Source organism: Vibrio sp. V43_P6S15P86 (genome assembly GCF_009904725.1).
Taxonomy (GTDB): domain Bacteria; phylum Pseudomonadota; class Gammaproteobacteria; order Enterobacterales; family Vibrionaceae; genus Vibrio; species Vibrio diabolicus.
This window is the reverse complement of sequence record NZ_WXWT01000233.1, coordinates 43598-54868: the sequence shown is the minus strand read 5'-3', so window position 1 is coordinate 54868 and position 11271 is coordinate 43598. Positions and strand designations below refer to the sequence as shown.

Here is an 11271-nt window from a genome sequence, read left to right as displayed (position 1 = left end):
GCTGAAGAAAGATCCAAACGCTGAGATTGATCGCTCGATATCTAACCTGCTAACAGAAAGTCAGCACCTTTCGATGCAGCTAGCGGAGATCATCGAACACCTTATTACACCTTCGCAAATGGCTGAGCTGCTGGAAAATGTATTAGAGCAGCAAAGTGGCATTCACCTTTTGTCTTTGCAAACTTTGCCATCTGAGCCAATTACGGAAGATAAAGAAGCATCGCAATACTCTGGTTACTACGTACACCCTGTACGTATGGAGCTGACTGGCGACTACTTTTCTATTGCCAATTACCTAAATAAGTTGGAGAGCCTTCCTGCCAGTTATTATTGGCGCAGCTTTAGTTACAAAGTCGAAGAGTACCCGAAAGCGAAGCTTGTGTTGGAAGTCTACACACTAGGATCTCGAGAGGAGTTTATTGGTGGTTAAAAAACTCATCATCTCATTGCTTGTCATGGCTGCGGCAGGAACCGCTTGGGCGAACCAAGATCCAACGGCACCACTTGGCTGGGAAAAGCCTGCGGTTGAAACGTCAGCGAAACCAAAAGCAAAACAGTACCGACTGCCTACGCTCAACAGTATTGTGTGTAAGCCAAGTACTGCTTGTGTCGCGATTATGGATAACAAGCTTGTTGAAAAAGGCGAGCTATTTAAGGGTTATCGCGTCGCGAGCATTAATAGTGAATTTGTAACTTTAAAGCGTGGTAACCGTCAGTGGGACCTAGAGCTTTTTGGTTTAAACGTAAAAAAATAATAACCAGAGCCTGATCAGATATGCGCAAATTAGTTGTAGGAATAACGATTGCTTCTTTAATGGGATGTTCAATGGGTCACCGTGACCCCGTGGAAGTCAAAGAAGCACTCAATGAATCTATCAATCAAGCGAACAGCCGCACGTTAGAAGAAATTCCTTCTTCTGTCGAAGCGGACCTGATGCCTAACTTAGACTCGAATGTTGCTTCAGAGCAAGGCACCTCGAAGCGTTTCCGTATTCAAGCGAATGCGGTCGATGCACGAAGCTTTTTTGCCTCGCTAGTCAAAGGCACTGAGTACAGCGTGGCGATTCATCCAGCGGTACAAGGTAATATCACCGTCAACTTGTCAGATGTTACGTTGGATGAAGTCCTGAGCGTTGTACAGAACATGTATGGCTATGATGTGGTGAAGTCTGGCAAAGTTATTCAAATCTACCCTGCAGGTATGCGTACGGTAACCATTCCTGTTGATTACCTCCAGTTCAAACGCTCTGGTCGATCATTGACGAGCATTGTCACGGGCTCAGTGACCTCGGCTGGTACGTCTAATTCTGGCGGTAGCTCAGACAGTTCTGATTCATCAGACTCTGACAATGGAAGTAACAGCGGCGATAGCTCGACGACTTCTACGGGCGGTACGCGCATCGAAACCATCACTGAAAGTGACTTCTGGCCGATGCTGCAGCAAGCCGTTGCGAATCTAATTGGTTCAGGCAAAGGACAAAGCGTTGTCGTAACACCACAAGCAGGAGTGATTACGGTTCGAGCGTTTCCAGATGATATTCGAGAAGTCCGTGAGTTCTTAGGTGTATCGCAGGAGCGCATGCAGCGTCAGGTCATTCTTGAAGCTAAAATTCTAGAAGTGACGTTGAATGATGGCTACCAACAAGGCATCAACTGGTCGAACTTATCGGCGTCAATTGGTAACTCGGGTAGTGTCGTAGTGAACCGTCCAGCGTCGGCATTACCACCGTTGGATGCGATTGGCACGCTATTGGGCGGCCAAACCAACGTGACTATCTCTGATGGCAACTTCAATGCTGTGTTGAGTTTTATGTCTACGCAAGGTGACTTGAACGTTCTTTCGAGCCCTCGTATTACCGCAGCCAACAACCAAAAGTCGGTCATCAAAGTGGGTACCGATGAGTATTTTGTTACCGAGTTATCGAGCAATGCAGGCAACGGTGAAAACTCAAATGCTGTTCCAGAAGTGGAATTGACACCATTCTTCTCAGGTATCTCTCTCGATGTGACTCCGCAAATTGATAACAAAGGCAATGTGTTCCTGCATGTTCACCCTGCGGTTATTGAAGTCTCGGAAGAAGTGAAGAAATTGAACTTGGGCGGTGAGTTCCAAAACATCCAATTGCCATTGGCAAAAAGCTCTATTCGTGAATCTGACTCGGTTATTCGTGCTAAAGATGGCGATGTTGTGGTTATCGGCGGTTTGATGAAACAGCAAAATCGTGAGCTTGTTTCTAAAGTCCCATTCTTAGGCGATGTGCCCGCATTGGGGCATTTGTTCCGCAACGTAAATAACGTGACTGAGAAAACAGAATTGGTCATCTTGCTAAAACCGACCGTAGTTGGTGTGAACTCTTGGCAGAAAGAGCTAGAGCGCTCTCGTGATCTGCTGCAAGAGTGGTTCCCAGATGCGCAATAAGCGCGGGGAAAGGTTCCGTTTTTCAATGAGTTTGTGATTCGAGTATGTACTTGTCACATTTTGGATTTCGAGTTCAGCCTTTTTCGTTAACCCCAAACACAGAAATGTTCTTGGGGTTAGTCCCTCACTATGAGGCGATCCAAACCATTTTAGCCGCTGTGCAAATGGGAGAAGGGGTGATTAAGGTGACGGGAGAAGTCGGCACCGGAAAAACCATGGTGTGTCGTAAGTTAATTGAGCAGATTGAATCTGAAGTCGAGCTGATTTACTTACCTAATCCAGTTTTGAATGGAGAGCAGTTGCAGTTTGCTGTCGCCAGAGAGTTAGGCATCGAGAACGATGACCCGCTACGTATTGTTTCTCTCATTCAAGAACACCTGATTCAAGTGCATTCTGCGGGAAAGAAAACCGTCTTGATCGTCGATGAAGCGCAAGCTCTTTCTCCACAAGCGTTAGAAACATTGCGTCTGTTCGGTAACCTAGAAACGGAACAAGATAAACTCATTCAACTGGTATTATTCGGGCAACCTGAGTTGGATGAGCGGTTAGCCAGCCACGAGCTAAGGCAGTTTCGTCAACGTATTACGTTTAGTTGTCAGCTGCGTCCTCTTTCTATCGATGAAGGCGTGGCTTACATCAATAATCGTTTAGAGAAGGCAGGCAATGGAGCGCACATTTTTTCTATTGAGCAGAAAAAAGCGATTTGGCGTTCATCCATGGGGATTCCACGTTTGATCAACCAAATTAGCCACAAGTCGTTGCTTGCGGCATTTAATGATCGTTGCACACTATTAAAAAATCATCACGTTTACGCAGCTATGCACGATACGTTTGATGCCCGTAAACCTAAGTTTAAAACACCCGTATTTTGGGGATGGAGTCAACCTTGAGTGCCATCAATAAAGCATTATCAGAACTCGCTGAAAAAACATCACCGTCAGAGCTTACTCGTGCGGACATTCCCAACGTTTCACGCAGTAAACCTTGGCTTTGGCTCGTTGCCGGTTTCTCGTTAAGCCTTGCGGTGGGCGGCTGGGCGGTCTCTCGCGGTCCTATCCCTTCAGGCGAGCTTTCACCTGCTCAAACAGAAACCATGCCATTGTCGTCAGTGAATGCTTCGTCAATCACATCATCAGAGCGTACTCATTCGCCAACGAGTAAAATGACGCCCGAGACAGCCCATGTGGTTTACACGAAGCCAGTGACACAACCGGCTGCGCAACAGCTTCATATGCCAGAGGCTGATAGGTTCACGCCAACAGCGGAGGTAAATGCGGTCTCTGAAGATGCAGTGCTACTCGCGCAAGTGGCAACGATGCCAAGCGATGAGCAATCTAATCACGTAACCCGCACAACAGCAGACAACAGTTCAATGCGCATTGAGCAGGTTGAGCTTACTCACCGCCAATTATCTCTTAAAGCGGTTAGCCGAGCGGAAAAAGCACTGGATGCTAACGATATGCAAACGGCGTTGTCAGCTTATGCTGAGGCGTTACGTTATGAGCCAATGAATGCAGACACGCGTCAAAAATTATCGGCGTTGTACTTTGGCAAAGGCGACACGCGTAAAGCGTATGAGATTATCCAAGAAGGGATCAACCTTGACACGAACAACCAAGTACTTCGCTTGGCCTTGTCTAAGTTGTTAGTGAAAGCCAATCAACCTGAAGCGGCGCTGAGTCCGCTTGTGCATTTGCCTCCAAGACCAAGTCGAGATTACTTGGCGATGCGTGCGGCATTAGCACAAAAACACAAGCAGAATGATATTGCGCTTGAGAGTTATCAACTCCTTACTCAGCGTGAGCCGGAAAATGCGCGCTGGTGGCTAGGTTTAGCGATTCAACAAGAGCGCGCGCTGACGTTTACCGCCGCGATCAACTCTTACAACCAAGCTCTGGGTAAAGTTGGCATTTCGAATCAATCGCAAGCGTTTATTCGTGACCGTTTGAGCATCTTGAAACAGCTGGAGAATGCACAATGAAAATTCAGTTGAGAAAACGCTTAGGCGATCTTCTGGTTGAAGAAGGCATCGTCTCTGAAGAACAAATCCAGCAAGCACTAAACGCACAACGTAGTACCGGGCAGAAGCTAGGCGATGCGTTAATTGATCTCGGCTTTATTACTGAGAAGCAAATGTTGGACTTCTTGTCCCAACAACTTGGTTTGCCATTGATCGATCTTGGTCGCGCCCCTGTGGATGCGGAAGCGGTACAGATTCTACCAGAGGTACACGCACGTCGCTTACGTGCGATGGTCGTTGCTCGAAATGGGGACACGTTGCGCGTTGCTATGAGTGACCCTGCGGATTTGTTCATCCAAGAATCATTGATGAATTTGCTAGGTGAATACAACCTTGAGTTCATCGTGGCTTCAGAGCGCCAACTCATTTCAAGCTTTGACCGCTATTATCGCCGCACCAAAGAAATCGCTTCTTTCGCGGAACAGTTGCATGAAGAGCATAAAGATGAGCAAAGCTTCGATTACGGTATTGATGGAACCGACAGTGAGGAAGTTACCGTTGTAAAGCTGGTTAATTCCATGTTTGAAGATGCGGTACAAGTCGGGGCATCGGATATTCATATTGAGCCAGACGATCAGATATTGCGCTTACGTCAGCGTATTGATGGTGTACTGCATGAAACCATCCTGAATGAAGTGAATATCGCATCGGCTTTGGTTCTTCGATTGAAGTTGATGGCGCACCTAGACATCTCTGAGAAGCGCTTGCCACAAGATGGCCGATTCAATATCAAAGTGCGTGGTCAATCAATCGATATTCGTATGTCGACGCTACCAACGCAATACGGGGAGTCCGTGGTAATGCGTCTGCTTAACCAGTCTGCTGGTTTGCGTCCATTAGAAGAGTCAGGTTTGCCGCCAGATTTGCTTGCTCGTTTACGTCGACAGTTGGCTCGTCCGCACGGCATGATCTTGGTGACGGGGCCGACAGGTTCAGGTAAAACCACCACGCTTTACGGCGCATTAAGTGAGCTCAACGAGCCAGGGAAAAAGATCATTACAGCAGAGGATCCGGTCGAATACCGTCTGCCTCGCATCACTCAGGTACAGGTAAACAGTAAGATCGATCTGACTTTCTCGCGTGTGCTTCGAACCTTTTTACGTCAAGACCCGGACATTATTCTTGTTGGTGAGATGCGTGACCAAGAGACGGTAGAAATTGGTCTGCGAGCTGCACTAACGGGTCACTTAGTATTGAGCACTCTTCACACTAACGACGCGGTTGACAGTGCCTTACGCATGATTGATATGGGCGCGCCGGGTTACTTGGTTGCCAGTGCGGTCAGAGCCGTGGTGGCGCAGCGTCTTGTTCGCCGTGTTTGTCCAGATTGCAAAACAGAAGACCATCTAGACGAGTCACGCCAACAGTGGTTAGCTGGGCGTTTTCCAAATCAAGTGGGCACCACTTTTTATAAAGGTGCAGGCTGTCAAAACTGTAACTTGACTGGCTATCGAGGCCGAATTGGTGTGTTTGAAATGCTCGAACTTGAGCAAGAAATGATGGATAAATTGCGCGCCAATGATGCGGTTGGCTTTGCCCAAGCCGCGCGTCGCTCAGAAAACTATAAGCCACTGCTTGCTTCTGCAATGGAACTGGCGCTACAAGGCACCGTCAGTTTGGATGAAGTGATGACCCTAGGTGAGGGTGATGCTTCTGGTAAGACTGATCCCATTTTCATATAGGTAAGTGAATGCCAACTTTTCGTTATCAAGGCCGCACGCTAGACGGCTCATCCACTAACGGCAAAATCGAAGCAGTGAACTCAGAGGCTGCGGCGGAAGCATTGATGAATAAAGGGGTCATCCCGCTCAATGTGCGGTTAGAGAAAGAGTCGGCAAAAAGCCAAGTGAGCTTGTCTAAGCTATTTGTGCCAGCCATTCCATTGGAAGTGATCATTCTTTTCTCTCGCCAGTTGTTTAGCTTAACTAAAGCGGGCGTACCGTTGCTGCGTTCTATGCGTGGCCTGCTGCAAAATTGTGAAAACAAACAGCTCAAAGAGGCACTGGAAGATGTCGTTTCTGAACTGAGTAATGGCCGAGGTTTGTCTTCTGCGATGCAGCAACACAGCAAAGTATTCAGCCCACTGTTCGTTTCTATGATCAACGTAGGTGAGAATACGGGTCGACTCGATCAAGCACTATTGCAACTGGCGAATTACTACGAGCAGGAACTCGAGACTCGTAAACGCATCAAAGCGGCGATGCGTTATCCGACGTTTGTCATTATCTTTATCACTATCGCCATGTTTATATTGAATATCTTGGTGATCCCTGAGTTTGCATCGATGTTTACGCGCTTTGGTGTTGAGCTGCCATTGCCGACGCGTATTTTGATCGCTACTTCTAATTTCTTTGTTAATTATTGGGTACTACTGATTGTGGCAATGATTGGCGCGTTCGCGGTTTTCAGAGCTTGGGTGGCGACGGCAGATGGTCGGGAAAAGTTCGATAAGTTTCGGCTTCGGCTTCCAATTGTGGGCGATATCGTTAATCGCGCGCAGCTTTCTCGTTTTGCTAGAACCTTCTCGTTGATGCTGAAGTCAGGCGTTCCACTTAACCAGTCTTTAGCTTTAGCCGGGGAAGCCCTGGGGAACCGCTTTTTAGAAAATCGAATTCTTGAGATGAAATCCGCGATTGAAGCGGGTAGCACCATCTCAGTGACTGCTATCAACAGTAAAATCTTTACCCCTTTGGTGATTCAGATGATTGCAGTAGGGGAAGAAACCGGTCGTATTGATGAGCTGCTGCTAGAAGTGTCGGATTTTTACGATCGAGAAGTTGATTACGATCTAAAAACACTGACCGCAAGAATAGAACCGCTACTTTTGGTGATTGTCGCAGGCATGGTCATGGTGCTGGCATTGGGTATCTTCTTACCAATGTGGGGAATGCTCGACATCATCAAAGGCGGCTAATAGGTGGTTGAAAATCAAAGCCGAGCAACGCTAATTGTGTTTGGGGTTATAGCTACGATTATGGCGGTGGGTTTGGCGGTCAAATTACGTCCTGTGACCGAGCAAGCACAAGTAACTGGGGCTAAGTTGGCGAGAGTTTGGATGCAAGATAGTGTTCAGCGTTATCGTCAAGCTTGGCTCGTAAAAGGCGAGCCAGAACATATGCTGATGGATGGTTTTAATCTCACCATGACTGAGGGCGGGCTAGTATCTCCCTTTACTCAACAAGGTGTTTTAGATTGTGGTTATTGGCTAGCAGTGCATTATCCACAACGTAAAATAATGACCAATAAGTTAATAGATATCAGTGGAGCCATCAAAACTGATCGTTATGTCTGTCACTATACTTATGAAAATGGTCAGTCGATTGTAGTTATTTCAACAGCTAATCAACTGAAAATAGACGTCGAAATGTCGGCGGAGTGAATTTTTTGACACCTAATCACTATAATTGGTAATGAAAGTCGGTATAATGCAATCATTACCATAAGTAACAGGCTGTAATAGAGGGTAAACAATAATGTGTTTTTCTCATTGCAGCATGAACTGAATAATGGCGAATCGTCATTCTGCTCAAGCGGTAGATACAGTATCCACTTCACGGTCAGTTTTAGTGAACGTTGCTGCCCCAAACCGTTTTGACAATATCCAAAATGGTCGCGTGACCTAAACAAAACTTTGCAGTTGTACTGCATGCTTACATAGAGAGAGTAAACAATGAAAAGACAAGGTGGTTTCACCCTTATCGAATTGGTAGTGGTAATTGTAATCCTAGGTATTCTAGCGGTCACAGCGGCACCACGTTTCCTTAACCTGCAATCTGATGCACGTGAATCAGCTCTTCAAGGTCTAAAAGGTGCGATCGATGGTGCTTCTGGTATTGTATTTGGTAAAGCGGCTATTGATGGAATCGAAACTAAAGCTCCTGACACAACTGTTAAGGTTGAAGACGTATTAGTAGGCTATGGTTACCCAGCAGCTAAACCCGGTGGCCTAGATAATGCTGTAAATGGCTTAAGTGCTGACTGGGCTCTAGTAAATGAAGGCTCTGATCCTCAGACTTTGGTTGCTACTTTCGTTAGTGGCGATCTTACAGCTGGCTTTGATGAAACAAAGAACACTGTTGAGAAAGTAAAAGCTGGTAATTGTTATGTGACTTACACAGAAGCAACTTCTGGTGCAGTTGCAACTACATCTGTTGAAAACAGCGGTTGTTAATATAATTCCTAAGGCCAGCTAGTCTGGCCTTTATCTCTTTGCTTTGATTAATCTCGGAATGTTTCATATGCGTAAATCATCAGGTCTTAGTGCAATAGAGTTTGTCGTTGTGCTGGTTATCTTGGGTGTGATCGGTTATGTGGTATTACCAAGATTTATCAGCTTTGAACCAGAAATTTACGAAGCCAAGTGGGAGCAAACCAAGCAAACCGCTGAGCATGTTTCTGAGACGCTAAGCAACAAAGAAACCTACGATCGGATTGAAGAAGAGGTTGGTCGTTCAAAGGGACAAAACAACTAGACATTGGTTATTTGTTCATCTGTTCACACTTCGAATTGAAAAATTATAAATCTATCATTATTCTCATAATTTCATCGTATACTTATTTCGCTTGTCCTAAGCCTAAGGTTGGGTTATGAAAATTCGCAGCTCTGCATTAGGGTTCACGTTAATGGAGTTAATCCTCGTGATTGTCCTCCTCTCTATCCTTTCACTTTTTGCAGCCAGCCGTTTTATGGGCTCTGGCAGTTTCTCTGCATATGCATTACAAGAACGTGTGATTTCTGTGATTCGCCAAGTGCAGGTGAATCGTATGCAGTCAAATGTTGAGAAACCTGATGACAACTTTCGTTTGCAAGTTTCTAGCTCATGTGTTGGTTCAGTTGCTGCCTGCGCACTAATAGGTAGTGCACAAGATGCCCGTAGTGACGTGGTTATCGATAAGTCCGCAAAGTTTTCCGTTATCAGCGGTGCCGCAAATACAATTAATTTTAACCTTCTCGGCAATCCTGTCAGTGGGGCTGTAAACATCTTAATTGAAGATAAACATGGTCGAAGCCGCTGCCAAGTTGAAATTAATACTCAAGGTTATGTTTCAAAAGGTACATGCTCATGAAGAAATCTAGTGGCATGACTTTGATAGAAATGATCATCGCGATTGTTTTAATGGGCATTGCGATGGTGGCGTTTACTTCTTTTCTTGTCCCTCAGATTCGAGATTCCGCCATCCCTCATTATCAAACCCGCGCTGCCGCGTTGAGTCAAAGCTTTATGTCGCAAATTCTAGCGCGTGGTTTTGATGAAAATAGTGATTTGGCTGGTGGCGAGACCCGATGTGGTGAGGGGTTAGTGGGTAGTGAGCAAGAAACATGTACCGTAAGCGGTAGTTTAGGTGCAGAAGAGGGGTCGATTGCAAGCTTTGATGACGTTGATGATTATATTGGCTGTTGGTATACCCAAAGTACGCATACTAGTTGTAATTCGACGCCACAGTACGAACTGAGTAATGTTCTTGGAACGTCGATTGAAAGTGATTACACCAACTTCAGAGTTGAAGTGGATGTCGTGTATGTTAACGAGAGTGGTTCAGTGTCAAACGACATTGAAGACTATAAACGAGTCACATTGACCATTCACGCAGGGCGAACGCAATCATTGAAACTTACTGCCATTAAAGGTAACTACTAATGAAAATACGTGGTTTTACCTTAATGGAAATGATCATTACTATTGTGATTGGTAGTGTGATTATGCTCGGGATTGCAGGTTATGTGCGCCTTGGCTTTAAAGGTTACTCTGATACCATTGATAGACAGCGATTACAAACTCAGGCCCAGTTTGTGATTGAGAAAATGTCGCGAGAGATTCGTCATGCAGTGCCGAATAGTTTTGAGGTGACACAAGGAGGCCGTTGTCTTTCTTTTTTTCCTACCTTACTAGCTGGCTTCTATAGTAGACAAGGCGTAGACAATATTGAATTTATCGTCGGAAATGTAAAAGCAGATGGCTCTTCTTACGATAGAGTTCCTGATGGTTTAAGAATGATTATCAACCCTTCCTACTCTGATGATTTTTATAACTCTACGAGTGATATGGATGTAGGGGGGGAAGAAAAATCCAGTTCAACTGGTGCCTTTGCTATTAACAAAGCAAGCGCATTCAGTAGTGACTCTGTTGGTTCTCGTTTTTATTTGTTCCATCCAAACCTTGGTGTTCGTTACTGTTGGAATGAACAAAATAAAGTGATTGAGCGGGGCAACATATCTGTTAGCAGTCATGATGATATGGTCGATGTGGAAACCATTTCAGCCAACGTTAGCTCAACTGCCTTTGAATTTCAGCTTCGTGCCCTTCAATCGGGTGGCATTGTCCATATGGACTTTGTGTTTGAACAAGATGGAGAGCGCAGTGCTTACCAACAAGACGTGCAGGTGCTGAATGTTCCGTAAAAAACAGCAACAAGGAAACGTTTTAGTCATCGTGTTGTTCGTCATCGTTGTGATGGGGTATTTAGCCGCATCGCTAATGCGTGTGACTTGGTCCAACCAAAGTGGCGTCACCCGAGAATTTTTGGGCACACAAGCTTGGTTTGTGGCCCAATCAGCGAATGAATGGGCACTGACCAAGTTATATCCACTCAACGGTTCGAGTGATAGCGTGTCGACGCTCTGTACTGACGAGGTAAGTGGTGCAACGCCTAATGTCACACAAGGGACAGGATGCACGCTTAAATCAATGAGTTGTGTATATTTAGGAACTCTGAACAAAGATACGTCTGCAGCAGAGTCATTATTTAGGGTGCAAGCTACGGCCGTTTGTGGCTCGGGCTTATCAAAAGTTCAGCGCCAGCAAGAGATTTGGGTTCGGGAGTAAGTGTGAAA

At 45.8% G+C, this 11271-nt stretch carries 14 protein-coding genes; all 14 read left to right on the top strand.

Annotated elements, in window-relative coordinates; translation table 11 throughout:
- Positions 1 to 430 (top strand): type 4a pilus biogenesis protein PilO (gene pilO / locus CAG69_RS10415; RefSeq protein WP_161444091.1); only part of this gene is annotated, 430 nt, incomplete at its 5' end.
- Positions 423 to 755, top strand: a complete 333-nt coding sequence (locus tag CAG69_RS10410) for a hypothetical protein (RefSeq protein WP_046873588.1) — start codon at positions 423 to 425, stop codon at positions 753 to 755. The genes pilO and CAG69_RS10410, both read left to right, overlap by 8 nt.
- 20 nt (positions 756 to 775) lie before the next feature.
- The gene (mshL, locus tag CAG69_RS10405) at positions 776 to 2419 is read left to right on the top strand and encodes a pilus (MSHA type) biogenesis protein MshL (protein WP_046873589.1); all 1644 of its coding nucleotides are present in this window, start codon (positions 776 to 778) and stop codon (positions 2417 to 2419) included.
- Positions 2420 to 2463: 44 nt separating this feature from the next.
- The gene (locus CAG69_RS10400; RefSeq protein WP_124009113.1) at positions 2464 to 3309 is read left to right on the top strand and encodes an ExeA family protein; all 846 of its coding nucleotides are present in this window, start codon (positions 2464 to 2466) and stop codon (positions 3307 to 3309) included.
- Positions 3306 to 4400: a tetratricopeptide repeat protein gene (locus tag CAG69_RS10395; RefSeq protein WP_202600750.1), complete on the top strand. Its 1095-nt coding sequence runs from the start codon at positions 3306 to 3308 to the stop codon at positions 4398 to 4400. The genes CAG69_RS10400 and CAG69_RS10395 overlap by 4 nt, the downstream gene beginning before the upstream one ends.
- Positions 4397 to 6121, top strand: a complete 1725-nt coding sequence (locus CAG69_RS10390; protein WP_005397401.1) for a GspE/PulE family protein — start codon at positions 4397 to 4399, stop codon at positions 6119 to 6121. Before CAG69_RS10395 ends, CAG69_RS10390 begins: the two co-directional genes overlap by 4 nt.
- Before the next feature lie 8 nt (positions 6122 to 6129).
- Entirely contained in the window at positions 6130 to 7353 is a 1224-nt protein-coding gene (locus tag CAG69_RS10385) for a type II secretion system F family protein (protein ID WP_005397400.1), read from the top strand.
- Positions 7354 to 7356: 3 nt separating this feature from the next.
- Positions 7357 to 7818, top strand: a complete 462-nt coding sequence (locus CAG69_RS10380; protein WP_161444087.1) for an MSHA biogenesis protein MshF — start codon at positions 7357 to 7359, stop codon at positions 7816 to 7818.
- Between the two features lie 291 nt (positions 7819 to 8109).
- Entirely contained in the window at positions 8110 to 8610 is a 501-nt protein-coding gene (locus CAG69_RS10375) for a type II secretion system protein (RefSeq protein WP_161444085.1), read from the top strand.
- Positions 8611 to 8677: 67 nt separating this feature from the next.
- Positions 8678 to 8911, top strand: coding sequence for an MSHA biogenesis protein MshA (locus CAG69_RS10370; RefSeq protein WP_161444083.1), 234 nt, complete (start codon positions 8678 to 8680; stop codon positions 8909 to 8911).
- Positions 8912 to 9026: 115 nt separating this feature from the next.
- Positions 9027 to 9506, top strand: a complete 480-nt coding sequence (locus tag CAG69_RS10365; protein WP_048626843.1) for a type II secretion system protein — start codon at positions 9027 to 9029, stop codon at positions 9504 to 9506.
- Complete coding sequence (locus CAG69_RS10360) at positions 9503 to 10078, top strand: type II secretion system protein (RefSeq protein ID WP_161444081.1); 576 nt, start codon at positions 9503 to 9505, stop codon at positions 10076 to 10078. Before CAG69_RS10365 ends, CAG69_RS10360 begins: the two co-directional genes overlap by 4 nt.
- The gene (locus CAG69_RS10355; RefSeq protein WP_161444079.1) at positions 10078 to 10839 is read left to right on the top strand and encodes a PilW family protein; all 762 of its coding nucleotides are present in this window, start codon (positions 10078 to 10080) and stop codon (positions 10837 to 10839) included. The genes CAG69_RS10360 and CAG69_RS10355 overlap by 1 nt, the downstream gene beginning before the upstream one ends.
- Positions 10829 to 11263, top strand: a complete 435-nt coding sequence (locus CAG69_RS10350) for an MSHA biogenesis protein MshP (RefSeq protein WP_161444077.1) — start codon at positions 10829 to 10831, stop codon at positions 11261 to 11263. The genes CAG69_RS10355 and CAG69_RS10350 overlap by 11 nt, the downstream gene beginning before the upstream one ends.
- Positions 11264 to 11271: the final 8 nt, after the last annotated feature.

What these genes read in the sequence shown, in the direction of transcription:
- mshL (WP_046873589.1), top strand. Translation starts at nt 776, where the DNA reads ATGCGCAAATTAGTTGTAGGAATAACGATTGCTTCTTTAATGGGATGT.
- CAG69_RS10400 (WP_124009113.1), top strand. Translation starts at nt 2,464, where the DNA reads ATGTACTTGTCACATTTTGGATTTCGAGTTCAGCCTTTTTCGTTAACC.
- CAG69_RS10390 (WP_005397401.1), top strand. Translation starts at nt 4,397, where the DNA reads ATGAAAATTCAGTTGAGAAAACGCTTAGGCGATCTTCTGGTTGAAGAA.
- CAG69_RS10385 (WP_005397400.1), top strand. Translation starts at nt 6,130, where the DNA reads ATGCCAACTTTTCGTTATCAAGGCCGCACGCTAGACGGCTCATCCACT.
- CAG69_RS10375 (WP_161444085.1), top strand. Translation starts at nt 8,110, where the DNA reads ATGAAAAGACAAGGTGGTTTCACCCTTATCGAATTGGTAGTGGTAATT.
- CAG69_RS10370 (WP_161444083.1), top strand. Translation starts at nt 8,678, where the DNA reads ATGCGTAAATCATCAGGTCTTAGTGCAATAGAGTTTGTCGTTGTGCTG.
- CAG69_RS10365 (WP_048626843.1), top strand. Translation starts at nt 9,027, where the DNA reads ATGAAAATTCGCAGCTCTGCATTAGGGTTCACGTTAATGGAGTTAATC.
- CAG69_RS10360 (WP_161444081.1), top strand. Translation starts at nt 9,503, where the DNA reads ATGAAGAAATCTAGTGGCATGACTTTGATAGAAATGATCATCGCGATT.
- CAG69_RS10355 (WP_161444079.1), top strand. Translation starts at nt 10,078, where the DNA reads ATGAAAATACGTGGTTTTACCTTAATGGAAATGATCATTACTATTGTG.
- CAG69_RS10350 (WP_161444077.1), top strand. Translation starts at nt 10,829, where the DNA reads ATGTTCCGTAAAAAACAGCAACAAGGAAACGTTTTAGTCATCGTGTTG.